This is a genomic window from Natronomonas sp. EA1 (genome assembly GCF_051195035.1).
GTDB lineage: Archaea > Halobacteriota > Halobacteria > Halobacteriales > Haloarculaceae > JBNTJV01.
Window position 1 is genome coordinate 112,055 of the sequence record NZ_JBNTJV010000002.1, and the last position, 22,301, is coordinate 134,355.

A 22,301-nucleotide genomic window follows, 5' to 3' on the forward strand; every position below is an offset into this window, starting at 1 on the left:
TCGCTCGTCAGGGCATGGGGCCCATGGCCCCACTCTCCGATTTAGTATTTCGGGGCCGCGCCGGTGATCTCGTAGAGGTCGTCCATCACGCCGTCGCGCCGGTCGCGCCAGGCCTCGAAGCCGTCCGGCGTCGTGGGGTACTGGTCGTAGACGTCCTTCAGCCGGCCGGCGAGCTTGTTCACCTTCGCCAGCTCGTAGAGGGTGTCCCAGTGGCCGAACGTCCGGATGACCGTCTTGAGCTTCAAGGAGAGCGGCATGGAGGCGTTCCCCTTGCTCAGCGCGTCGCCGAGCTGCTGGCCGGGCATCGCGCTCACCACGTCGACGAGCTCGTCCACGTCGTGGGCGCCACCCCAGATGTTGTAGAGGTCCATCGCGGCGAAGCGCTTGCCGAAGTCCGTCTGGACCTTGTGGTTGTACTCCCAGAGCGCCCCCTCGTCGCTCGTGGTGCCCTCCGCGAGGGCCTTCATCCCCGCTTTCGCGGCCCAGTAGCCGGCCTTCGCGGCACCGGGGATCCCGCCACCCGTCGTGGGGTTGACGTGCCCCGCCGCGTCGCCGACGGCCATGTAGCCCGGCGCCGTCGCGGAGTCGTAGGGTCGGCGGGTGGGCAGCGCCGCGCCCAGCTTGTCCTTCACGCGCCCGTTCTTGAGTTCGGGGCGGCTCTTCACGTCGTTCTTCAGCACCTCCACCAGCTTCATCGGCGGCTTGTTCATCTGGAAGCCGAGCCCGACGTTGATTTCGGTGGGCGTCCGCGGGAAGTACCAGAGATACCCCAGCTCCGCCGTCGGCTTGAAGACGATGGCGTCGGCGTAGTCCACCGGCTCGTCCACCTCGATGATCTCACGATAGGCGGAACAGAACTGCGAGTAGGAGACGTTGGTGTCGAACGTCGCGTCGGAGAAGTCAGCTTTGTCCTGCAACAGCGAGAGCGACCCCGCCGCGTCGATGACGATGTCCGCCTCGTAGCGCTTCGGCGACCCCTTCCGCGTCGCGGTGACACCCCGGACCTGCTCGCCGTCCTGAATCACGTCCTGCACGACGGTGTCGAAGTGGACGACGGCACCGGCCCGTTCGGCCTCCTCCAGCAGGATCTCCCCGTAGCGCTTCCGGTCGAGGACGGCCCCCGGGTCGTCGAGACGCACGTCCAGGTTCTCCTCCGTCTTCGGGTTCAAGAATCGGGCGTACTGGATGTTCTCGTTCGTGAACGACTCCTCGCGGAGGTACTCGAGGTCGATGACCTCGGGGAAGGTAGATTTCCCCTTCACGGCGTCGCCACAGGCGATGTGCCCCGCCTCCTCGGGGCTCTTCCGTTCGAGAATCACCACGTCGAGCCCCTCGCCGGCGGCCGTCGCCGCGGCGAACGACCCCGCTGTCCCGCCGCCGACGATGACCATATCATACGAATCCGCAGGCATATCCTCTCGTTTACCAAGCATCCGTTAAAAATCAGTCGGGACGGGCCGTGCAGCGCCGCGGGCGCCGTGTTACTGGGGAGCGCAGTCGCCCACACACGCAGTCGTTCCGGCAAGCCTTGCGACGGCGTGGCGGTGGGGTTGCGGTGGCTGTGCGGAAGTGGGAGTGGAGGCGGTGGGCTGTCGAGGTGCGCGGCGGTGCGGAGGCGGTCGGCCGGGAGCGCGGCCCGAGCGAACGCGAGGGAGCGCGACCTCGGGGAGGGCTGGGCTGTCGCGGCGCGGAGGCTGTGCCGGCGGCCCCACTGACTCTGCGGGCCAGCATCCGAGTGAGGAGCGAAGCGACGAACGAGGTTCAGTGCCGACGAGCGAGCCAACGGCTCGCGAGGAGCATTTTTTGGTCCAGATTTTTTCGAGGAGCGGTGCTCGCTCCGCGAGCACCCGACGAAGAAAAAAGGTGGGGCTTAGTAGAACTCCCGAACCAGGTCCATCGCACCCTCCGGCGCGCCGTCGGGCACGTCCGTCATGGGCGCGTCGATGCCCTCACGGACCTCGTACGGGACGGAGTCCTCGTCCTGGTAGATGACGCCCTGATACTCCTTCGAGCGGTCGAGGATCTTCTCCTTCGCCGCGTCGTAGTCGGTGGGGTCGTGACCCTCATCCGCGAGGTCGACGATGGAGTCGCGGAAGTAGTCGTAGGTGTCCACGTCGTTGAACGTGACACACGGCGAGTAGACGTTGACGAAGCCGAAGCCGTCGTGCTCGATGGCCTGCTGGACGATCTCCGCGTGGCGCTGCGCGTCCGAGGAGAACGACTGCGCGATGAACGTGCCACCCGCGGCGAGCGCGAGGGCGAGCGGGTTCACCGGCTGCTGGTTCGTCCCGTTGGGCGACGTGGAGGTCTCGAAGTCCTCGCGCGAGGTGGGCGAGAACTGCCCCTTCGTCAGGCCGTAGATGCGGTTGTCCATGACGACGTAGGTCATGTCGACGTTGCGGCGGACCGCGTGGATGAAGTGTCCGGCACCGATGGAGTAGCCGTCACCGTCACCGCCGGCGGCCATGACCTCCAGTTCGGGGTTCGCGAGCTTGACACCCGTCGCGAGCGGGAGCGAGCGCCCGTGGACGCCGTGGATGGCGTACGAGTGCATGTACGTCCCGATCTTGCCCGAGCAGCCGATCCCCGCGACGACGAAGGTGTTGTCGGGGTCGTTGCCCGTCTCGGCGAGCGCTTTCATCATACCGTTCATCGTCCCGAAGTCACCGCAGCCGGGACACCACGTGGGTTGCTTGTCGGATTTGAAGTCAGTGAACCGAACGTTCTGTGAACTCATGTTAGGCCTCCAGGGTCTCCTTGATGTCCGCGGCGAGCTCGTCCGCCTTGAACGGCACGCCGTCGTACTTGTTCACGCGCTTGACCCGGGTGAGCGCGTCGTGTTCGACGACGTTCGCGAACTGACCGGTCTCGTTCGCCTCGACGACGACGACCTCGTCGGCCGCCTCGATCTCCTCCGAGAGGTCCGGACGCGGGAAGATGTAGGGAACGGAGAGGAGTCGAATATCGACGCCCTCCTCCTCGAGGTAGTCCATCGCCTCCACGATGGCACCCTCGTTGGAGCCCCACGTGATGACGAGATTCGTCGAGTCGGCGTCGCCGAACTCGCGGGGCGACCAGTCCTCGGTCTCCGTCGCCGTCTCCACCTTGCGGTTGCGCTTCTCGACCTGCTTTTTCCGCATGTCGGTGTCCTCCGTCCGGCGACCGAGCTCGTCGTGCTCGAGGCCGGTGGACATGTGCGCGCCGCCCGCCGTGCCGGGCATGGCACGCGGCGAGACGCCGTCGTCGGTGATGGCGTGTGGCTTGAACTGCCCCTTGTCGTTGCGCCACTCGTTGATGGAGTCCTCGTCGACGAGCTTCCCGCGGTCGATCTCGACTGCGTCCATGTCGAACGTCTCCGGGGTGAACGTCTGCTCCGTCACGGCCATCGCCAGATCCGAGAGGAGGTAGACCGGCGTCTGATACTTCTCGGCGAGGTTGAACGCCTCGATGGTCTTCCAGAAACACTCGGAGACGGAGGTGGGTGCGAGCACGAACCGCGGGATCTCGCCGTGGCCACCGTACAGGGCCATGTTGAGGTCACCCTGCTCCTGCTTCGTCGGCATCCCCGTCGAGGGACCCGAACGCATCACGTCGGCGATGACGAGCGGCGTCTCCGAGGTGGCGACGAGCCCGAACGTCTCGGCCATGAGGTCGATACCCGGACCGGAGGTCGCAGTCATCGAACGGGCACCGGCGCGGGCGGCACCGAGCGCCATGTTGATCGCGGAGAGTTCGTCTTCCGCCTGGACGACCTTCCCGCCGAACTCGTCGATGCGGCCGGTGAGATAGGTCATCACGTCCGTCGCGGGCGTGATGGGGTAGCCGGCGTAGAACTTACAGCCGGCGGCGATGGCGCCCATCCCGATGGCCTCGTCACCGTTGAGGAGCACGTAGTCCTCGTCGGTCGTCTCGAGTTCGTAGTCGGTCTCGATGTCGTGTTCCTCCTGCACGTAGTCGACACCGAGCTGGGCGGCCTGCTTGTTGTTCTCGACGACGGCCTCACCCTTGCCGCCGAAGCGTTTCTGGAGCGACTCGCCGAGATACTCCACGTCGAAGTCGGCGACCTCACACGCGGCGCCGAGCGCGACGACGTTGCGCATGATGGCACCGCCCGCGTCCTCCGCGAGGCGTTTCAGGGGTACGTCGAGCCCGATCATCCCCTCCGGGGCTTCGAAGTCGGACATCATCGACCGCTCGCCGTCGTAGATGATGACGGAGCCCTCGTGTAGTTCGTCCATGTTCTCATCGACGGTGCGCTGTGTCAGCGCGATGAGGATGTCGAGCCGGTCGACGACGCTCTCGACGCGGTCAACGGACGTTCGGACTTTGTACGCGGTGTAGCCGCCACGGATACGGGACGCGAAGTCCTTCGACGTGAAAACGTGACGACCTGCTCGCGCAAGCGCCTGGGCGAAGATCTTCCCGGTAGAGTCGATCCCATCGCCGGCTTCGCCGCCGATGGCCCAGTTGAGGTCCTCTGGCATACTGATGCGAGCCTTCTCTACGACCGGGGTTAAGCCTTCTGAATGGACCCGTATACGCCGTTTCTTGACGAAATTCACTCGCGTCCCGGTAAGTGCACAAACAGTCGAAGAATCCCCCACGAGACCGGACGAAAATCCGGCAACGGCAGCGATCCTCAGAGAAACGCACGAACACCATCTTGGCAGCTAACCGAAACTCCCATCCTTCCCTCGGCCGGATTCCGGAGCATGGACCCTACGGAGACCACCGTCCTCGACGTGCGCGATATCGGCACCAACGCCGTCGCCGTCGAACTCGACTCCCCCGAGGGCTTCGAGGGGAAGCCCGGCCAGTTCGTCAAACTCACCGCGACCATCGAAGGCGACGACGAGTCCCGCTTCTACACCATCTCCTCGCCCGACACCGCCGAGTCGTTCGAGCTCACCATCGGTTACGACCCCGAGGAGGGCGGCCCCTTCTCCGCCTACCTGATGGAGCTCGACGCCGGCGACACCGTCACCGTCACCGGCCCCTTCGGCTCCGACTTCTACGAGGGCGAGGCATCCGTGCTCGTCCTCGCCGGCGGCCCCGGCATCGGCCCCGCCGTCGGCATCGCCGAGGCCGCACAGGCCGAGGGCAACCGCGCCGCCGTCGTCTACCTCGACGAGGAACCCCTGCACGAGGCCCGCCTCGCCGGCATCGCCGAGGCCGGCGGCGAGGTGACCACCCTCGCCGACGACGACCGGTTCGCCGACGCCGTCGCCGAGGTGTTCGCCGACGACCAGCAGGTGTTCATCTACGGCTTCGCCGACTTCCTCGACCTGGCGAAAAACGCCGTCGAAGCCGCGGGGGGAGACCCAACTGAAGCGAAGGCCGAGAACTTCGGATAGAGAACCTCTTTTCCGGTCGGGCTTCCTCGGCCGCCGGAGGCGGCCTGCGGGGAGCCCGACCGCAAAACCCGTTCATGCCAAAAACCCGAATCAGCCAGAGGCTGATTCGGTACGATTGCTTGCCCGCACCGCATCCGCATCCGCACAACCACCGCACCGCATCCGCATCCGCACAACCACCGCACCGCACAACCACCGCACCGCATCCGCATCCGCACCGTGCCGCTACTGCGCCGCGCAGTTACCGCGACTCCCCATCGGAGTCGAAACAGACGAACTCCACGCGGTTGCCGTCGGGGTCCGAGAAGTAGACGGAGCGCCACTGGACCCAGTCGTGATACGAGTGATCGAGGTCGAGCCCGGCGCGTTCGAGGCGCTCGACCTCGGCGTCGAACTCGTCGGGCGCGAGTGAGAAGGCGAGGTGGTCGAGGGCGGTGTGGCGCTGATTCACTGGAGTGTAGTCGTCGTCTCCGGAGCGGTCGAACAGGACGAAGACGGCCGCGTGACCCGCGGCACTCTCCCCGAGGCTGAAGAAGGCGTTCGTCGAGGCGACCTCGATGGGGTGGAGCCCCACCACGTCACGATAGAACGCCACCATCTCCTCGAGGTTCTCCGTGCGGAGGGCGATCTCGCCGAGCGCGAGCACGGGCGCCGACGGCGCGTCGTCAGGTGCGGGGCCTGGCGGGGGTGGCATGCCACCGGAACGGCGGCCGGTGGACATCCCCGTTTCGGTCAGTGCTGGACGAACTCGACGAGAATCCCGCCGGTGTCTTTGGGGTGGAGGAACGCCACGTCGTGGCCCCACGCACCCTGTCGGGGCTCCGCATCGATGAGCGCGATCTCCCGTTCGCGGGCGGTCTCGAGGGCCGCCTCGATATCGTCGGTGGCGAACGCGAGATGGTGGATACCCGGCCCGTTGTTCTCGAGGTACGTCGCGATGGTTCCCCCGTCGGTGGGTTCGAGCAGTTCGAGATACCCGTTGCCCAGATCGAGAAAGACGACGCGCATCCCGTCGAACAGCTCCTCGTGGACGACCTCGACGCCGAGGAGGTCCTCGAAGAGGAACGAGAGCGAGTCGGCGTCGTCGGTCGCGAGTCCGGCGTGGTCGAAGTGCATACGCCCTCCTACTGGGGCGAGGATTAAAAACTCAGGCGAGTTGCTGCGCGAGCGTCTGTGACTGGAAGATGGCCCGGCCGACACGCCCTTCGGGGCCGATATCCGGGCTCTCGACGGCGCTCCGAGCGGCCGCGATGGCGTCGTCGAGGCTCTGATACGCGTAGTGGGTGAGCTGGTCGGGCGACATCGGGCGGAGGTGCGTCATCCACCGGCGGGCCTTCTCCAGCAGCGAGAGCGCCTGTCGGTACTCCCCGGCAGAGTGTGCGTTGCGTGCCGCCGCCAGCGTGGTCTCGACGTCGTGTCTGGAGACGCCGTAGCCGTTGATTCCCTCCACGTCCATACCCCACCGACACACGCTACTATCTAAACTGTTGTGTCCCAATTATCACGGTTGAGAACCGAAACGGAGATTACAGCGCCGCTCCGGGGCGATACTCGCCGAACGCGTCCCGCATGACGTTGCAGATCTCACCGGTCGTCGCGTACACCTTCACCGCGTCGACGATGTACGGCATGACGTTCTCCTCGCCCGAGGCGGCGTCGTGGAGCGCGTCGAGCGCCGCGTCGACGGCCTCGTCGTCACGCTCCGCCTTGACGCTGGCGAGCCGCTCGCGCTGGCGGGCCGCGTCCTCCTCCGACACTTCTTCGAGGTCCTCCTTCGGGTCCTCGTCGACCGTGTACTCGTTCACGCCGACGATGACGCGGTCGCCCTGCTCGATCTCGCGCTGGCGCTCGAAGGCGACGTCCTGGATCTGCCCCTGCACCCACTGGTTCTCGATGGCGGTGCGCATCCCACCCTTCTCGTCGATGGTCTCGAGGATGTCGAACGCCTCTTCTTCGAGTTCGTCGGTGAGCGACTCCACGTAGTAGCTCCCCGCGAGGGGGTCCATCGTGTCGGCCGCCCCCGACTCGTGGGCGAGGATCTGCTGGGTCCGCAGCGCCGTCCGGACCGACTGCTCGGTGGGGAGCGCGAGCGCCTCGTCCTTCCCGTTGGTGTGGAGCGACTGCGTCCCACCGAGGACGGCGGCGAGCGCCTGGTACGCCACCCGCACGACGTTGTTCTCGATCTGCTGGGCCGTCAGCGTGGAGCCGGCGGTCTGGGTGTGGAACTTGAGCTGTTTCGACTTGGGGTTCTCCGCGTCGAACCGCTCATCCATGATCTCATGCCACATACGCCGCGCGGCCCGGAACTTCGCGGCCTCCTCGAAGATGTTGTTGTAGGAGGCGAAGAAGAAACTGAGCTGCGGGGCGAACTCGTCCACGTCGAGGCCGGCGTCGATGGCCGCCTCCACGTACTCGATGCCGTCGGCGAGGGTGAACGCGATCTCCTGGGCCGCGGTGGAGCCGGCCTCGCGGATGTGGTACCCGGAGATGGAGATGGTGTTGAACTTCGGCACCTCCGCGGCGGCGAACTCGAAGATGTCCGTGATGAGCCGCATCGACGACTCCGGCGGGTAGATGTAGGTGTTGCGCGCGATGTACTCCTTCAGGATGTCGTTCTGGATGGTGCCACGGAGCTCCTCGCGGTCGACGCCCTGCTTGTCGCCGATGGCGATGTACATCGCGAGCAGGACGGACGCAGGGGCGTTGATGGTCATCGAGGTAGAGACCTCGTCGAGCGAGATGCCCTCGAACACCGTCTCCATGTCTCTGAGTGAATCGATGGCGACACCGGATTTCCCGACCTCGCCCTCCGCCATCGCGGCGTCGGAGTCGTAGCCCATCTGCGTGGGGAGGTCGAACGCCATCGAGAGCCCCGAGGAGCCCTGCTCGATGAGATAGCGGAAGCGTTCGTTCGTCTCCTCGGCGGTGCCCATCCCGGCGTACTGCCGCATGGTCCAGAGCCGCCCGCGGTGCATCGTGGAGTAGACGCCGCGCGTGTACGGCTCCTCACCCGGGAACCCCAGGTCCTCCTCGTAGTCCAGCTCGGAGACGTCGTCGGGGGTGTACAGCGGGTCGACCTCCCGGCCCTTCGTGTCCGTGGTGAACGGCTCCTTCCGTTCGCCGAATCGGTCGACGGTGGGGCCGTACGTCTCCGCCTCCCACTCGGCTTTCCCCTCCCGAATCTCCTGTAAATCGTCGGGATCGAACATTGTGTGACTGTTCCCCGCGCGGTGTCTTAACGCTTGGCAGACGCGGGCAGTCCTGCGAAGTCAGGCCGCGTCCTCGTCCAGTTCCGCGAGCAGGGTCTCCACCGAGTACGACCGGAGCGCCCGAGGGTCGTCGCGCACGGTCGAGATGACGTACGTGGAGTTCGTGCGATCCACCTCGGGAAGCGACTCGAAATCCGCGATGAGCCGTTCGACCATATGCGGCCCCGTCAGATGCGCGATGACGATGAAGTCCGTCTCACCCATCGTGAAGAACACCTGCGTCACCCCCTCGATCGCCTCCAGTTTCTCGCCGACGACCTCGTGGCTCCCGCTGTAATCCGCGAGCACCTCGATGACGACGGTCACCTCCAGCCCGAACTGCTCTAAGTCGATGTCGTAGAGGTCGTTCTCGATGACGCCCGCCTCCTTCAGGTTGTTGAGCCGGTAGTGAATGGTCGAGACCGGAATCCCCGTCTCCTCGTGCAGTTTCTCCGGACTTCCCGTCCCCAGATCGGAGATGGCCTTCAACAGGCGGATGTCGCGCTCGTCCATGGGGGAGAAGGAAGCGCGGAGACCACTAATCCACCGCTCCACGCTGGGGAGAGTTTCACACAACTCACCGGGTAGAATCCTGAACGACCACCAACGATCGTGTTCAATCTTGTAGAAGGATTTAACAACTTCCCATCTCCTTGGTTGAATTAGCTACAATGATTGCGCGATCCTCTTGGAGGGAACTCCCGCTCGTTCCCTTCGCGTTCGTTCTGCTTGCAACGCTCTGGGGTGGTTCCTTCGTCGCCATCGAGGTGGGGCTCCACACGGTGCCGCCGCTGTTCTTTGCCGCCCTGCGCTACGACATCGCCGGGGTCGTCCTACTGGGATATGCGGCGCTCACGACGGACCGCTGGCTCCCCCGCACGCGCGGTGACTTCGTCGCCATCGCCGTCTCAGGGGCCGTCTTCATCGCCGCGTACCACGCCCTCCTCTACGTCGGCGAGGGGAACATCTCCGGCGCTGTCGCCTCCATCGTGATCAGCCTCTCGCCCGTGTTGACCGTCGTCGTCGCCGCGGCGCTGCTCGGCGAGCGGCTGAAGGGACTCCAGCTCGGCGGCATCGCGCTGGGCTTCCTCGGCGTCGTCCTCGTCGCCGACCCCACGAGCGCGGGCACGGAGAGCCTGTTCGGCATCGGCCTCGTCTTCCTCGCGGCGCTCGCGTTCGCCGTCGGCTCCGTCTTCCTCCGGAAGCACGACCACACCCTGCCCCTCAGAAGCATACAGGCATGGGCCATGCTCGTCGGCGCGGGACTGCTCCACCTCGGAAGTCTCGGGCTCGGTGAACCGCAGTCGGTCGCGTGGACCACCGACGCGCTCATCTCCCTCGCGTACCTCGCCGGGCTCTCCGGCATCGTCGCGTTCAGCATCTACTTCGCGCTGCTCGACGAGATCGGTCCCACCGAGCTCAACCTCATCGGCTACGTCGAGCCCATCGTCGCCACGGCGCTCTCGTGGGCGCTCCTCGGCCACGTCGTCGACTCCGGGACGGTCGTGGGCTTTCTCGCCATCCTCCTCGGCTTCGCACTCGTGAAACACGAGACGCTCTCGCGGGTGGCGAGACGGCGGGTCACGGTCTGAAGATCAGCGCGAGTCAGGTACTGTACTTGTAGGTCGCGTCCTCGGGGTCGATCCCGAAGTCCTCCGCCGACTCCGTGGGCTCCGGCTCCCCCTCCGGTTTCGCCGCGTCCTTGAACCGCTCTCTGAGCTCGTCGGGCATCCGGAACCGCTCGGGGTCGAGCTTCATCGGGATGACCTCCTCGTGGCGCGTCCGCTTCTCCGCGAGCCGCTTTTGCAGCTGCTCGGGGAGGTCCTCGGGCTGCACGGGACGGAACCCGAACTGCGCGAGATACTCGTGAGCCGGCGCGAGCGCGTACACCGCGTCGAACTCCTCGATTCGGGCGTTTCGGAGCAGGCGCTCGATGACGTGCGCCGCGACACCCTGCCCGCGCCACCCCTCCAGCGTGGCGATACTCGTCAGCTCGCACACCTCCGGGTCGCCCGTGTGGATGCGGATCCGGCCGAACCCCGCCCGCTCGTTCGACTCGTCATCGACCGCGATGACGTAGTCGCGCGACCGGAACGCCGTGTCGTCGAGGCCGAGCGCCTCGATGTGGTCCAACAGCCACACCTCATCACGGTTTCGCGCATCGCGGACGTACATGACGGAGGATAGACGCGGGCGGGCCAAAAACGCTCCCCTCGTTTTGCTGTGGATGGTAGGATTGGGTTCCCCGTGTTGTCGGCTGGTCGTGAGGTGTGTCGAACGCCTCAGCTTGTCGGCGAACCGCAGGAAACGGGTCCGCCAACACCACCTCGAAAGCCCCCGTCGCCTCGCGGTCGCTGCGCGAGATATCCGCGCACGCGATAGGGCTCGCGCAGACGACTCCCCTCCGGCGCGACGCGACGGCCCCTTTCAGTCCACCCGAGTCGGCTGTTCGGCAGGCCATCGCGGGGCGGCTGTCCGGCCAGCCACTGGGGGTCGAAAGCCCGGAAGGTACCCCAGGGTGGGACCGAAAGGGGCGGCGCGCTGGGGGAAGGCGCGGAACCGTGAGCACCGCAGCGACCGGAGTCCTCGTGAACGGAGTGAACGAGGGCATGTCGGAGCTTGCTCCGACAGAGGGAGCGAGGAGCGCACGGTCCGCACCGAGCCCAGCGCGCCGGGGCTTTCTATCTGATGTTGACGGGGTAGGTACCACGACAGCAAGTAAGGGTTTCCGAGGTGGTGTCGCCAGCGGCTGCCACGGTTCACCAACAGGACGAGCCTTTCAAGCGAACCCCGACAGCCTCCACAAGCCAGCATGAGCCCCATCATCCAGGTGACGGGAAACTATTTCCAACCGCGCCCGGAGTAGCCGCTATGGAGTCGCTCGAAGACATCAGCGAGGTGGTCTATGAGCCGGACCAGGCCTTCGTCGAATCGACGAACGTCTGGCGGTTCATGCAGGAGTACGACATCGACAGCTACGACGAACTCATCGAGCGCACCGTCGACGAGGAGTTGGGAGACGAGTCGGGCGTCGAGTGGTTCTGGGACGAACTCGTCGACTACCTCGATATCGAGTTCTACGAGGCGTACGACCGAGTTCGCGACGACAGCGACGGCCCGCAGTTCTCCGACTGGTACCCAGGAGGAGAGATCAACATCGCGCACAACGTCGTGGACAGACACGCCGCGGTCGACTCGGAGAACAGAAATCGGGTCGCTTGCATCTGGGAGGGCGAACCGGGCGACACGCGGGAGATCACGTACCACGAACTCGGGAGGCAGTCCTCGAAAGTGGCGAACGCCCTCCAGGAACGGGGCATCGAGAAGGGGGATACGGTGGGCCTGTACATGCCGATGGTCCCCGAGGTCATCTCGATTTTGTACGGGTGTTTCAAGGTCGGCGCCATCGCCGTCCCCATCTTCTCCGGGTTCGGCGTGGATGCCACGGCCACGAGAATCGAAGACCCCGAGGTGGACGTGCTGTTCACCGCCGACGGGTTCTATCGTCGAGGAAGTGAGGTCACCCTGAAAGGGACCGCAGACGAGGCCATCGCACAGGCCGACACCGAGGTCTCGTCCGTTATCGTCTACGACCGCCTCGGAAGTGGGGATGTACCCTGGATCGACGGCCGCGACGAGTGGTGGGACGACGCCGTCGAGACGCAGGAGGACGACTTCGACACCGTCCACCTCGACTCCTCGGACGAGTCGATGCTGCTCTACTCCTCCGGAACGACGGGCAAACCGAAAGGTATCGTCCACACGCACGCGGGCGTGCAGGTCCAGACCGCGAAGGAGATCCACTTCGGCTTCGACCAGAAGCCCTCCGACCGGTTCTTCTGGGTTTCAGACATCGGGTGGATGATGGGGCCGTGGACGCTGATTGGAAACCACACCTTCGGGGGAACCATCTTCATGTACGAAGGCGCCCCCGATTACCCGAACCCGGACCGCTTCTGGGAGATGATCGACCGCCACAAGCTCACCCAGTTCGGCATCTCGCCGACGGCGATAAGGGCCCTGCGAAAGAAGGGAGACGACTGGCTGGAGGGCCACGACCTCTCCTCGCTCCGTATCTTGGGTTCGACGGGCGAACCCTGGGACCCCGAATCCTGGATGTGGTTCTACGAAAATGTCGGAGGAGAGGAGTGCCCCATCATCAACATCTCCGGCGGGACCGAAATCTGCGGCTGCTTCCTCATGCCGCTGCCTGGGCAACCCCTCAAGCCGTGCTCGCTTGGGGGACCGGGCCTCGGCATGGACATCGACATCGTGGACGCGCGTGGGGAGTCCATCCGCGACGAGGGCGAGCGCGGCTATCTCGTGGCCAAGGACTCCTGTCCGTCGATGACGAAGTCGCTCTGGTCGGGCGACGAGCGCTACCTCGAGACCTACTGGTCGCGCTTCGAGGGCATGTGGGACCACGGCGACTGGGCACAGAAGGACGAGGACGGCTTCTGGTTCTTACATGGAAGAGCGGACGACGCGCTCAACGTCGCGGGCCGGAAGGTCGGCCCCGCGGAGGTGGAGGGCGCGCTCATCGAGCATCCCTCGGTGAACCAGGCCGCGGCGGTCGGTGTGCCGGACGACACCACGGGAACGGCCGTCGTCGCCTACGTCATCCTCGAAGCGGGCGTCGACGAGACGGACGACCTGCGCGAGGCGCTCCGCGAGCAGGTCGGCGAGGAGCTGGGGAAGCCGTTCAAGCCGAGAGAGGTGCTGTTCGTCGACGAGTTCCCGAAGACGCAATCTGGAAAGATCATCCGCCGGGCGATCCAGGCGACCTACACGGGTGAGGACCTCGGCGATATGTCCTCCATCGAGAACCCCGAGGCGCTCGACCGGCTCGAGGACGCGCGGTAATCTCTTACTCGGAGAGCGCGGCCGCACCGGCGATACAGGCCGCGCCCACCACCCCGACGACGCCGACGCCGAGGAACACCGGCGTGTAGCTGCCGAACCGTTCGAGCCCGAGCGTCGCGAGCGGGGGGGCGAGCAGGCCGGAGATGGCGAAGGCGACGGAGGCGATACCGTAGAGCGTCCCCAGTCGTGCGGAGCCGAACAGGTCCGCGACGAGCGGGGAGAGGAGCGCGCCGTTCCCCCCGTAGGCGACGCCGAAGCCGACGGCGACGAGGAGCAGCCCCCACGCGCCGGGGACGTACGGGAGCGCGAGCATGGCGACGCCCATCGAGGCCGAGCAGGCGACGAACAGCGAGACCCGACCGACCCGGTCGGAGGCCGCGCCGACGGCCAGCCTGGCGGCGCTCGTCGTCACCCCGATGACGCTGATCGCGGTGACGCCGGCCCACGCGATCCCCTCGATGCGGGCGAAGGGGACGACGTGGTTCATCAGGACGTAGAGGGTGGCGTAGATGGCCGCCCAGCCGGCGATGACGAGGAGGAACGGGAGCGAGGTGACGGTCTGAGAGACGGCGCTCACGTCGAACCCGCCGTCCGTGGTGGGCTGACCGTCCGGGAACTCCCGGGTGAGGTCAGCGCCCACCGATTCTGGGGAGTCCGCGAGCACGAGCGTGGCGAGCGCGAGGACGGCCCCCAGGCCCAGCCCGAGCACCTGGTACGCGCCGCGCCAGCCCACGGCCTCGATGAGTTCGACGGAGGCGGGCGCGATGACGAGCAGGCCCGCGCCGAGGCCGGCGGAGGCGAAGCCCGTCGCCGTCCCCCGACGCTCGCCGAACCACAGCGGGAGGACAGCGTAGGCGACGAGATAACAGCAACTCATCCCCAGCCCGACGACGAGCCCGTAGGTGACCACGAACAGCAGGTACGAGTCCGCGGCGCTCGCGGCGAGCATCCCGCCGCCGAGGAGGACGGTGCCCGCAGCTAGCACGCGACGGGGGCCGAGCCAGTCGAGCACCCCACCGAGGAAGGCGCCACCGACGTAGATGGTGGCCGACTGGATGCCGAAGACGAGCGAGATGCGCGCAGGCGAGACGGGGAACGACGCCGAGAGCGAGTCGAAGAACACGCTGAAGGAGTAGGTCAGCCCGAACAGGACGCCACACGCGGTGAAACACGCGATGGCGACGACCCAGCCGTAGTAGATTCGGTCGGCGAGAGCGGTACGCACGTCAGTCCCTCACGCGCCCCTCGTAAAAACCCCATCGCCGTCGCTCAGGTGGGAAGAATCCGGCCCGGGACGCGAGTCCCGCTCTTGGTCCCGCCGTCACGGAAGTCGACGGTCTCGTCGGAGACAGCCGAGGACTGTCCGCTCGACTGGACCTCCGGGGCACGGACGCGGGCCGCCGTCTGTGACGACGGAGCGTCGCGGGCCGGAGACAACGCGATTCACTACGCGGCACGGTCTCGGGTCCCTACGGGTGCCCCGACACCGACACCGTAGCCGGACGCAGCGAATCGCAGCGTAACTGACCCGGGGACCCGAAATAAGTGTATCGTGACCGGGGAGTCACACCGCAGACCCGGGATCGATGACGCGCGGTTCGGGACCGTCCCCGACGGCGAAATCCCCCCGCTGTCCCTCCCCGGGGAGCAGTACCGTCCCGCCCGCGAGCACCGGCGCGACGAGCCCCGCGACGACCGCACCCGGAGACGTGAGCGGGGCCCGCAGGGCGACCCTGGTGTCCGAGGCGAGGCCGTATTCGGAGACCACCGCACGGGCGGCCGCGAGCGCCTCCCCGTGGGAAACCGTGCGCTCGACCGCCCGGAGGAGCGGGTCGTCGGGAGCGATGCGTTCGGTGGGTTCCGTGGGGTTCTCCGACCAGACCTCCCGCTCGAAGTAGGTGACCGAAGGGTCGTCGGGTGTCTCGCCGTACGCGAGGAGCTTCGTCGCGGGGCCGACCTCGGGGAGGTCGCTCGTCGGACCGACGTACGCCCGCGCCTCGCCCGGGTCGTGAGTGAACCGGACGGGCGCACCGAGCAACGCCGCGCCGTAGAAGGAGAGCACGGCCTGTCTCGCGGGCGCGGGGTCGATGGCGACCTCCACCCCCGCGCGCACGCCGAGGTAGTGGCGCATCAGGTTTCCCACCTTCCACGTCGTCGTACAGAAGCGACGGTAGTCGAATTCGTGGTCTCCCGCACGGAGCGCGGGCGCGTCGCTGCGCCGGGCGCGCGCGACGAGGTCCCCGAGAACGTCCATGCGATACCGAGGGACGGAGAGAGGAAAAGCGTTCAGAAGCTACTTTTTATCTTCTCGAAGAAGCCCTGGCCCACGTCGACCTCCTCGCCGCCGGCCTCCGCGAACTGCGCGAGCGCCTCGCGCTGCTCGTCGTTCAGGTCCTCGGGGGTGACGACCTGGAGGTGGACGTAGAGCGCGCCGCGACCACGGCGCTGGAGGCGAGGCATCCCCTCACCCCGAATCCGGACCGTCTCGCCGGACTGGGTCCCCTTCTCGATGTCGACCTCGACGGTTCCGTCGAGCGTCTCGATCTCCACCGTATCGCCGAAGACGGCCTGCGGGAAGGAGATGGGGAGCGTGTAGTGGAGGTCGTCGCCGTCGCGCTCGAACTCGGGGTGCTCCTGGACGTCGACCTCGATGAGCAGGTCGCCGTTCGGCCCTCCGTTCTCGCCGGGAGCGCCCTCCCGACCCATGCGGAGGGTCTGGCCCGTCCGGATGCCGGCCGGGATGTCCACGCGCAGGGTCGCCTCGGTGTTGACGACGCCCTGCCCGCCGCAGGTGGAACAGGACTCGGAGTAGATGGTCCCGTCCCCGCCACAGCGGCGGCAGGTCTGCGTCTGCTGCATCCGGCCGAGCGGCGTCTGCTGGACGCGTGTCTGCTGGCCCTGCCCGTCACAGTCGGGGCAGGTCCGGGAGTCCGCGGAGGGCGGATGGCCCTCGCCGTCGCAGTCCGGACACGCCTCGGGCCGGGTGAGCGTGAACTGCTTCGTCGCGCCCTCGAACGCCTGCTCCAGCGAGATCTCCATCCGCGTGCGGAGGTCCTGACCCTGCCGCGGCCCGTTGCGCTGGCGCTGGCCGCCACCGCCGAAGAACTGCTCGAAGATGTCGTTCATGTCGCCGAAGCCGCCCGCGCCACCCCCGCCGAAGGGGTTGCCGCCGCCGAAGCCCCCCGCGCCACCGGCTCCGCCGCCCGTGGCACCGCGCTTCTCGGCCTGCTCGAAGCGCTCGTGACCCATCTGGTCGTACATCCGGCGCTTCTCGTCGTCAGTGAGCACCTCCTTCGCCTTCTTGGCTTTCTTGAATTTCTCCTCGGCGTCGTCGTGGTCGGAGACGTCGGGGTGGTACTCCCGGGCTTTCTGGCGATACGCCTGCTTGATCTCGTCTTCTGAGGCGTCCCGCGAGACCCCCAACACCTCGTAGAAGTCCTCGCTCATTCGTTGTCGGTCATACTCCGTTGAACTACTTCAAAAGAACGGCTCCGCGACGACAGAATACTGAAACCGATTCCAGTAACCCAGCCTACCAAAACGTCGTTCAGCTAAGGGTTTTCACCCCCGCTTCCGAAGTCGGCGTATGGCAACGACCGACATGGTCCCCGTCGCGAGCGTCGACGCGCTCGACGAGGAGGGCCGACTCGTGATCCAGGAGGACGGCCAGGCCATCGCCCTGTTCTACCACGATGGGGAGGTGTACGCCGTCGACAACCGCTGTCCCCACATGGGGTTCCCGCTCTCGAAGGGGACGGTCGAAGAAGGAATCCTCACCTGCCACTGGCACCACGCCCGCTTCGAGCTGGAGCAGGGCGACACGTTCGACCCGTGGGCCGACGACGTCCAGACGTTCCCCGTCGAGATTCGGGACGGCGAGGTGTTCATCGACCCCGACCCCGAACGCAAAATCGCGCCGAACGTCCACTGGCGGAATCGCCTCGCGGACGGCCTCCACGAGAACCTCCGACTGGTGATGGCGAAGGCCGTCATCGGGCTGGACGAACATGGGGAAGGGTTTTCGACCCCCATCGAGACCGCCGTCAACTTCGGGACGAAATATCGCGCCATGGGCTGGGGCCGCGGCCTCACCACCCTCGGCTGTATGGCGAACCTCTACTCCCAGGTCGGAGGGAGAGACAAACGCCGCGCGATGTTCACCGGCGTCCGGGAGGTCGCGTCGGAGGCCGCGGGCGAGCCACCCCGCTTCCAGCAGTACGCCTTCGAGAACCGCGAGCTCTCGAAGGAACGGCTCACCTCGTGGTTCCGCGAGAACGTCGAAGTCCGGGATTCGGACGGCGCCGAGCGCGTTATCCTCACCGCCGTCGAGAACCTCCCGCTCGACGACGTGGCGGACATCGTCTTCACGGCCGCGACGGACTCGCTGTATCTCAATTCGGGCCACACCGTCGACTTCCTGAACAAGGCGTTCGAGACGATAGACCACGTTGGCAGCGAGGCGCGAAGCGCCTCGGAAAGTGCGAGCGGGGAGCGTAGCGACCCGCGAGCAGAGGAGCATGCGGACAAAGTGCTCGCCTCCGCCGTGCGCCAGCTCACCGACGCGACGCGCATGGAGGAACGCTCCGCGTGGCGCACCCCCGTCGACATCGCTTCGCTCTGTTTCGACGCCCACGACCGGCTGGACGACCTCGTCTCGGCGGGAGAGGGGAAGGAGTGGACCGAGCCCGACGACTTCGTCGAGACCCTGCTCTCCGATGACCCCGAGGCCATCATCGACGCGCTCACCGGTGCGATCGAGGCGGGCGCGACGAGGACGGAACTCGCCGACGCGGTCTGTCGCGCGGCCACCCGCCGCGTCGCGTGGTTCGCCACGAACAACGAGTTCTCCGACTGGGACACCGTCCACCACACGTTCACCTACGCGAACGCCGTGCATCGTGTCGCCCAGCGGACGACCACCGACGCCGTCTACCGCGGCTGTTTCGACGCCGCGATGTCGGTGTATCTCGACCGCTTCCTGAACCAGCCGCGTGCGCCCACCCCCACGCCCGGCGAGTCGGACAGCGACCCCGAAGCGATCCGGTCGGATCTCCTCGACTGCTTCGACGAACAGGGGCAGGTGAACCGCGCCGCCACGCTCGTGAGCGAGCATTTCGACGTTGTCGAGCAAAGCTCGACAGGCAGTCAGAACGCTGCGCGTTCTAACGATTCGCAGGGCGACCCGGAGGACCTGAAGCGCGTCCTGGGGAGAGGGCTCCTCCGCGAGGACGCGGGGTTCCACACCCTCCAGAACGTGGAGGCCGCCTTCGCTCGCTACGACAGCCTCGACGACCCTGACGAGAAACGCCTCGCGCTCATCGCGTGTGCCCGCTACATGGCCGCGCACTTCCCGACGCGCCGCGAGAACGAACAGACGTTCTCCATCGCGACCCGACTCCACCGGGGCGAGCGCCTCCACGAGGCGAAGTAGCGGGTCTCGTGGGAAAAACGAGGCTCTGTCGAAATCCTCAGGGAGTTACACAGCAGGCGTTCGTTCTGACTACAGCAATAGGTCACTCCGCAAGTGATTCGAGTTTCCGAACGATGTTCGCATAGACGTTGGGCGCGCAGTACCACCCCTCGTCGATCATCGTATCGATCACGGTTCGCGCTTCGTCGACACTGATCGTTCCATCGCTGGCCAGTACCAGCACGAGATACGCTGTACCTCGGGTCGTGACTCCCTCGGTTGCAGCGACATCACGACCGTATGCCTCATCCATCACGGCCACGCCGTCGTGAGCGGCGGCGCGAGCGAGAACAGCGATATCAGCGTCGCTGAGGTTGTCGTTTCGTTGGAGCCGCGACACGAGCGCTGTGGGTTCAACCGACACTACGTCGAACAGATCGTTCTCAACACCACGCTCGATACGACGAGCGTCCGGATAGCCCTGTTCGATACCGGCTTCGACGACCTCCTCGTAGACGCGGTCGGGGATCACACACGACCCGTCGAGATGCTGGACCAGATCGAGACGATCGACTTTCGCGAGGTAGATGAGCGGCGTGGCGTCGAAGACCCACATTCACAGCGCCTCGAGATCCGAGTCGAGATGGTCGCCCGCAACCCAGGTGATGTCATGCTTCTTGGCGAGTTGGGCGAAATCCCAGACGGACATCCCCGCGAGTTCAGCTGCTTTACTAAACGTGATCGTACCCGCTGCGAGCTTGTCGAGGGCCCGCTTCCGACGCCACTCCTCGAGTCCCTCGGAGAGGAGCTTTCGAACGGCCGTACTCCGATCGAGGTTCTCGTCTTCGAGGTACACCTCGAGTTCGGCCTCTAGCTCGTCGGGCACGCGTGCTGAGATCGTCCCCATGGTGTTTACATCGTATGCAATGTATACAAATGCTCCGGTGAGTCCAGCGGGAGTATCGTCCGTCTCCGTTCTCCATCGAGACCCGACTCCACCGGGGCGAGCGCCTCCACGAGGCCGAGTAGCCCCGGACTTTACAGGGGCTCGGCGCCTACGTTCTCGATGCAATGGCCCACATCGAGCTCGATGACGACACCGTGGACCGCCTCGACGCCCTCCGCGAGGAGGGTGAGAGCTACGACGAACTGGTGACGGAACTCATCAACATCTACGAGGCGGGTGAACGGAGCCTCCACCACGGCGGAGACGTTCCGTAACGCGGCCGGGCCTTTTTCGCGCGCTCACCCGGAGAGCCGTGGATCTACGGTGAGAAAGCGAGAAGAAATGACTCGTCCTCGGAACGCTCCCGTTGGTCGCCGTTCCGAGACACCGATAGACTCGCTGGCGCGAGCCTATCGAGCAGACGACAAGGACGTTACTCGTCCTTGTCGTCTACGTTCGTCGGACTACGTCCGACGGGCTGAAGAGGACGACTACTTGTCGTCCTCTTCAACGTCCTCGAAGTCAGCATCCACGTACTCGTCGCCGTCGGCGTTCGCGCCCGCACCGGGGCCGGCACCCGCAGCGCCCGCGCCGGGACCGGCGCCACCGGGACCCGCACCGCCCGCGGCAGCCTGCTGTTCGTACATCTGCTTGCCGATCTCCTGCAGCTGTTTCGAGAGGTCCTCCGTCGCGGCTTCGAGGTCCTCCTTCGAGGCGTCCTCGTCCTCCAGCGTCTCCTCTAAGTCGTCCATCGCGGCGCGGATGTCGTCCTCGAGGTCGGCGTCGATCTGCTCTTCGTTCTCCTCCAGCAGGGTCTCCGCGCGCTGGAGCGAGCTCTCCGCGGCGTTGCGCGCCTCGATGCGCTCGCGGCGCTTCTTGTCCTCCTCGGCGTGCTTCTCGGCCTCCTCCTGCATGCGCTCGACCTCCTCGTCGGAGAGGCCGGCGCCGCCCTCGATGGTGATGGACTCGGCGTTGCCGGAGCCCTTGTCCTCGGCCTCGACGTTCACGATGCCGTTCTCGTCGATGTTGAACGAGACCTCGATCTGGGGTGTGCCCGCGGGGGCCGGCGGGATGCCGGAGAGCTGGAACTCGCCGAGCAGTTCGTTCGCCTCGGCCATCTCACGCTCGCCCTGGAAGACGCGGACCTGGACGTGGGTCTGGTTGTCCGCGGCCGTCGTGAAGATCTTCGACTCCTCGGTCGGGATGGTGGTGTTCTTCTCGATGAGGCGCTCGAAGAGGCCACCCTTCACCTCGATACCGAGCGAGAGCGGGGTCACGTCGAGCAGGACGATGTCGTCCACATCCCCCGAAAGCACGCCACCCTGGATGGCCGCGCCGAGCGCGACGGCCTCGTCGGGGTTGACGTTCTTCTTGGGGGCCTGGCCGGTGACCTCCTCGACTTTCTCCTGGACCTGCGGCATCCGGGTGGAGCCACCGACGAGGATGACCTCGTCGATGTCGGACTTCGAGTAGCCCGCGTCCTGCAGCGCCTGCTCCATCGGGGCGACGGTCCGCTCCAGCAGGTCCGACGTGAGCGACTCGAACTTCGCGCGGGAGAGCTTCTGTTCGAGGTCCTTCGGCCCGGAGTCGTCGGCCGCGATGAACGGGAGCGTGACCGTCGTCTCCTTGCGCGAGGAGAGTTCGATCTTCGCCTCCTCCGCGGCGTCCTTCAGCCGCTGGAGGGCCTGCCGGTCCTCGCGGAGGTCGATACCCTCCTCCTTCTCGAACTCGTCGGCGAGGTAGTCGATGATGGCCTGGTCCCAGTCGTCGCCACCGAGGTCGTTGTCCCCGTTGGTCGCGACGACCTCGTAGACGCCGCCGCCGAGGTCCAGCACACTCACGTCGAACGTCCCGCCACCGAGGTCGTAGACGAGGACGGTCTGGTCGGCGTCGTCGTCGAGGCCGTACGCCATCGACGCGGCCGTCGGCTCGTTGACGATGCGCTCGACCTCGAGGCCGGCGATCTCGCCGGCGTTCTTGGTCGCCTGGCGCTGTTTGTCGTTGAAGTACGCCGGGACGGTGATGACGGCCTTCTCCACCTCGTCACCGAGGTACTCCTCGGCGTCGCGTTTGATCTTCTGGAGGATCATCGCCGAGATCTGCTCCGGCGTGTAGTCGGTCCCGTCGATGTCGACGGTGTAGTCCTCCTCACCCATGTGGCGCTTGATGGACTGGATCGTCCGCTCGGGGTTCTGGACGGCCTGATTCTTCGCCGGCTTCCCGACGAGCCGCTCGCCGTCGTCGGTGAAGGCGACGACGGACGGCGTCGTGCGGTCCCCCTCACCGTTGACGATGATCTCGGGGTCACCACCCTCCATGACTGCGAACGCGGAGTTGGTGGTACCGAGGTCGATACCGAGGATCTTGTTACTCGCCATTGTTGGCTCACCATACCCACCTGAATCGGTTAAAAGTTGCTAGATACGTCGGCACACACCCAACAGAAGGAGGCCGTCTGCGGGCGGTTTTCTCGAAGGGCT

At 66.2% G+C, this 22,301-nt stretch carries 20 protein-coding genes; 5 read left to right on the forward strand and 15 right to left on the reverse strand.

The features are described 5' to 3' along the window. Window positions 1-41 precede the first annotated feature (41 nt). The 3 genes from ACQUQR_RS06450 to ACQUQR_RS06460 form a co-directional block, all read right to left on the reverse strand. Window positions 42-1,412 (reverse strand): geranylgeranyl reductase family protein, encoded by a 1,371-nt coding sequence (locus ACQUQR_RS06450; protein WP_435195631.1) that lies wholly within the window; start codon window positions 1,410-1,412, stop codon window positions 42-44. 458 nt (window positions 1,413-1,870) lie between these two features. Further along, the gene (locus ACQUQR_RS06455) at window positions 1,871-2,737 is read right to left on the reverse strand and encodes a 2-oxoacid:ferredoxin oxidoreductase subunit beta (RefSeq protein WP_435195632.1); all 867 of its coding nucleotides are present in this window, start codon (window positions 2,735-2,737) and stop codon (window positions 1,871-1,873) included. 1 nt (window position 2,738) lies between these two features. Next, window positions 2,739-4,484 (reverse strand): 2-oxoacid:acceptor oxidoreductase subunit alpha, encoded by a 1,746-nt coding sequence (locus ACQUQR_RS06460; RefSeq protein ID WP_435195633.1) that lies wholly within the window; start codon window positions 4,482-4,484, stop codon window positions 2,739-2,741. 228 nt (window positions 4,485-4,712) lie between these two features. Between ACQUQR_RS06460 and ACQUQR_RS06465 the strand changes: the two genes are divergently transcribed. Next, entirely contained in the window at window positions 4,713-5,354 is a 642-nt protein-coding gene (locus ACQUQR_RS06465) for an FAD-dependent oxidoreductase (RefSeq protein ID WP_435195634.1), read from the forward strand. Between the two features lie 241 nt (window positions 5,355-5,595). Here ACQUQR_RS06465 and ACQUQR_RS06470 read toward each other — a convergent pair whose 3' ends face one another. The 5 genes from ACQUQR_RS06470 to ACQUQR_RS06490 form a co-directional block, all read right to left on the reverse strand. Further along, on the reverse strand, window positions 5,596-6,048 hold the full coding sequence (locus tag ACQUQR_RS06470; RefSeq protein ID WP_435195635.1) for a VOC family protein: 453 nt from the start codon (window positions 6,046-6,048) through the stop codon (window positions 5,596-5,598). Window positions 6,049-6,086: 38 nt separating this feature from the next. Next, complete coding sequence (mce, locus tag ACQUQR_RS06475; RefSeq protein WP_435195636.1) at window positions 6,087-6,470, reverse strand: methylmalonyl-CoA epimerase; 384 nt, start codon at window positions 6,468-6,470, stop codon at window positions 6,087-6,089. A 31-nt stretch (window positions 6,471-6,501) separates the two neighbouring features. Further along, the gene (locus tag ACQUQR_RS06480) at window positions 6,502-6,810 is read right to left on the reverse strand and encodes a hypothetical protein (RefSeq protein WP_435195637.1); all 309 of its coding nucleotides are present in this window, start codon (window positions 6,808-6,810) and stop codon (window positions 6,502-6,504) included. 70 nt (window positions 6,811-6,880) lie between these two features. Then, window positions 6,881-8,563: an acyl-CoA mutase large subunit family protein gene (locus tag ACQUQR_RS06485; RefSeq protein ID WP_435195638.1), complete on the reverse strand. Its 1,683-nt coding sequence runs from the start codon at window positions 8,561-8,563 to the stop codon at window positions 6,881-6,883. Between the two features lie 60 nt (window positions 8,564-8,623). Continuing rightward, window positions 8,624-9,115: an Lrp/AsnC family transcriptional regulator gene (locus ACQUQR_RS06490; protein WP_435195639.1), complete on the reverse strand. Its 492-nt coding sequence runs from the start codon at window positions 9,113-9,115 to the stop codon at window positions 8,624-8,626. Between the two features lie 158 nt (window positions 9,116-9,273). Between ACQUQR_RS06490 and ACQUQR_RS06495 the strand changes: the two genes are divergently transcribed. Continuing rightward, window positions 9,274-10,194, forward strand: a complete 921-nt coding sequence (locus ACQUQR_RS06495) for a DMT family transporter (RefSeq protein ID WP_435195640.1) — start codon at window positions 9,274-9,276, stop codon at window positions 10,192-10,194. A gap of 13 nt (window positions 10,195-10,207) precedes the next feature. Here the strand turns inward: ACQUQR_RS06495 and ACQUQR_RS06500 are convergent, their stop codons facing one another. Continuing rightward, window positions 10,208-10,777, reverse strand: coding sequence for a GNAT family N-acetyltransferase (locus ACQUQR_RS06500; RefSeq protein WP_435195641.1), 570 nt, complete (start codon window positions 10,775-10,777; stop codon window positions 10,208-10,210). Window positions 10,778-11,473: 696 nt separating this feature from the next. On the opposite strand from ACQUQR_RS06500, the gene ACQUQR_RS06505 reads away from it, so the two are divergent. Continuing rightward, entirely contained in the window at window positions 11,474-13,465 is a 1,992-nt protein-coding gene (locus ACQUQR_RS06505) for an AMP-binding protein (protein ID WP_435195642.1), read from the forward strand. A 4-nt stretch (window positions 13,466-13,469) separates the two neighbouring features. Here ACQUQR_RS06505 and ACQUQR_RS06510 read toward each other — a convergent pair whose 3' ends face one another. From ACQUQR_RS06510 to dnaJ, 3 genes are all read right to left on the reverse strand, one after another. Then, window positions 13,470-14,690 (reverse strand): MFS transporter, encoded by a 1,221-nt coding sequence (locus tag ACQUQR_RS06510; protein WP_435195643.1) that lies wholly within the window; start codon window positions 14,688-14,690, stop codon window positions 13,470-13,472. Window positions 14,691-15,029: 339 nt separating this feature from the next. After that, the gene (locus ACQUQR_RS06515) at window positions 15,030-15,719 is read right to left on the reverse strand and encodes a hypothetical protein (RefSeq protein WP_435195644.1); all 690 of its coding nucleotides are present in this window, start codon (window positions 15,717-15,719) and stop codon (window positions 15,030-15,032) included. Window positions 15,720-15,751: 32 nt separating this feature from the next. Next, complete coding sequence (dnaJ, locus tag ACQUQR_RS06520) at window positions 15,752-16,912, reverse strand: molecular chaperone DnaJ (RefSeq protein WP_435195645.1); 1,161 nt, start codon at window positions 16,910-16,912, stop codon at window positions 15,752-15,754. A 139-nt stretch (window positions 16,913-17,051) separates the two neighbouring features. On the opposite strand from dnaJ, the gene ACQUQR_RS06525 reads away from it, so the two are divergent. Continuing rightward, entirely contained in the window at window positions 17,052-18,896 is a 1,845-nt protein-coding gene (locus ACQUQR_RS06525; RefSeq protein ID WP_435195646.1) for a Rieske (2Fe-2S) protein, read from the forward strand. An 82-nt stretch (window positions 18,897-18,978) separates the two neighbouring features. Here ACQUQR_RS06525 and ACQUQR_RS06530 read toward each other — a convergent pair whose 3' ends face one another. Together ACQUQR_RS06530 and ACQUQR_RS06535 are read right to left on the reverse strand one after the other, a co-directional pair. Beyond that, window positions 18,979-19,491 carry a DUF3368 domain-containing protein gene (locus ACQUQR_RS06530; RefSeq protein WP_435195647.1) on the reverse strand — a complete coding sequence of 171 codons (513 nt, stop codon included), beginning with the start codon at window positions 19,489-19,491 and terminating at the stop codon, window positions 18,979-18,981. Then, a complete protein-coding gene (locus ACQUQR_RS06535; protein WP_435195648.1) occupies window positions 19,492-19,782 on the reverse strand; it encodes a UPF0175 family protein in 291 nt (96 codons plus the stop codon). A gap of 164 nt (window positions 19,783-19,946) precedes the next feature. Between ACQUQR_RS06535 and ACQUQR_RS06540 the strand changes: the two genes are divergently transcribed. Further along, window positions 19,947-20,096 carry a DUF7557 family protein gene (locus ACQUQR_RS06540; RefSeq protein WP_435195649.1) on the forward strand — a complete coding sequence of 50 codons (150 nt, stop codon included), beginning with the start codon at window positions 19,947-19,949 and terminating at the stop codon, window positions 20,094-20,096. 216 nt (window positions 20,097-20,312) lie between these two features. Here ACQUQR_RS06540 and dnaK read toward each other — a convergent pair whose 3' ends face one another. Then, entirely contained in the window at window positions 20,313-22,199 is a 1,887-nt protein-coding gene (dnaK, locus tag ACQUQR_RS06545) for a molecular chaperone DnaK (protein WP_435195650.1), read from the reverse strand. Window positions 22,200-22,301: the final 102 nt, after the last annotated feature.

Coding starts and splice junctions, on each gene's coding strand:
- ACQUQR_RS06540 (WP_435195649.1), top strand. CDS start 19,947: ATGGCCCACATCGAGCTCGATGACGACACCGTGGACCGCCTCGACGCC.
- dnaK (WP_435195650.1), bottom strand. CDS start 22,199: ATGGCGAGTAACAAGATCCTCGGTATCGACCTCGGTACCACCAACTCC.
- ACQUQR_RS06460 (WP_435195633.1), bottom strand. CDS start 4,484: ATGCCAGAGGACCTCAACTGGGCCATCGGCGGCGAAGCCGGCGATGGG.
- ACQUQR_RS06495 (WP_435195640.1), top strand. CDS start 9,274: ATGATTGCGCGATCCTCTTGGAGGGAACTCCCGCTCGTTCCCTTCGCG.
- ACQUQR_RS06515 (WP_435195644.1), bottom strand. CDS start 15,719: ATGGACGTTCTCGGGGACCTCGTCGCGCGCGCCCGGCGCAGCGACGCG.
- ACQUQR_RS06485 (WP_435195638.1), bottom strand. CDS start 8,563: ATGTTCGATCCCGACGATTTACAGGAGATTCGGGAGGGGAAAGCCGAG.
- ACQUQR_RS06470 (WP_435195635.1), bottom strand. CDS start 6,048: ATGCCACCCCCGCCAGGCCCCGCACCTGACGACGCGCCGTCGGCGCCC.
- ACQUQR_RS06500 (WP_435195641.1), bottom strand. CDS start 10,777: ATGTACGTCCGCGATGCGCGAAACCGTGATGAGGTGTGGCTGTTGGAC.
- dnaJ (WP_435195645.1), bottom strand. CDS start 16,912: ATGAGCGAGGACTTCTACGAGGTGTTGGGGGTCTCGCGGGACGCCTCA.
- ACQUQR_RS06505 (WP_435195642.1), top strand. CDS start 11,474: ATGGAGTCGCTCGAAGACATCAGCGAGGTGGTCTATGAGCCGGACCAG.
- ACQUQR_RS06535 (WP_435195648.1), bottom strand. CDS start 19,782: ATGGGGACGATCTCAGCACGCGTGCCCGACGAGCTAGAGGCCGAACTC.
- ACQUQR_RS06490 (WP_435195639.1), bottom strand. CDS start 9,115: ATGGACGAGCGCGACATCCGCCTGTTGAAGGCCATCTCCGATCTGGGG.
- ACQUQR_RS06530 (WP_435195647.1), bottom strand. CDS start 19,491: ATGTGGGTCTTCGACGCCACGCCGCTCATCTACCTCGCGAAAGTCGAT.
- ACQUQR_RS06525 (WP_435195646.1), top strand. CDS start 17,052: ATGGCAACGACCGACATGGTCCCCGTCGCGAGCGTCGACGCGCTCGAC.
- ACQUQR_RS06480 (WP_435195637.1), bottom strand. CDS start 6,810: ATGGACGTGGAGGGAATCAACGGCTACGGCGTCTCCAGACACGACGTC.
- ACQUQR_RS06455 (WP_435195632.1), bottom strand. CDS start 2,737: ATGAGTTCACAGAACGTTCGGTTCACTGACTTCAAATCCGACAAGCAA.
- mce (WP_435195636.1), bottom strand. CDS start 6,470: ATGCACTTCGACCACGCCGGACTCGCGACCGACGACGCCGACTCGCTC.
- ACQUQR_RS06465 (WP_435195634.1), top strand. CDS start 4,713: ATGGACCCTACGGAGACCACCGTCCTCGACGTGCGCGATATCGGCACC.
- ACQUQR_RS06450 (WP_435195631.1), bottom strand. CDS start 1,412: ATGCCTGCGGATTCGTATGATATGGTCATCGTCGGCGGCGGGACAGCG.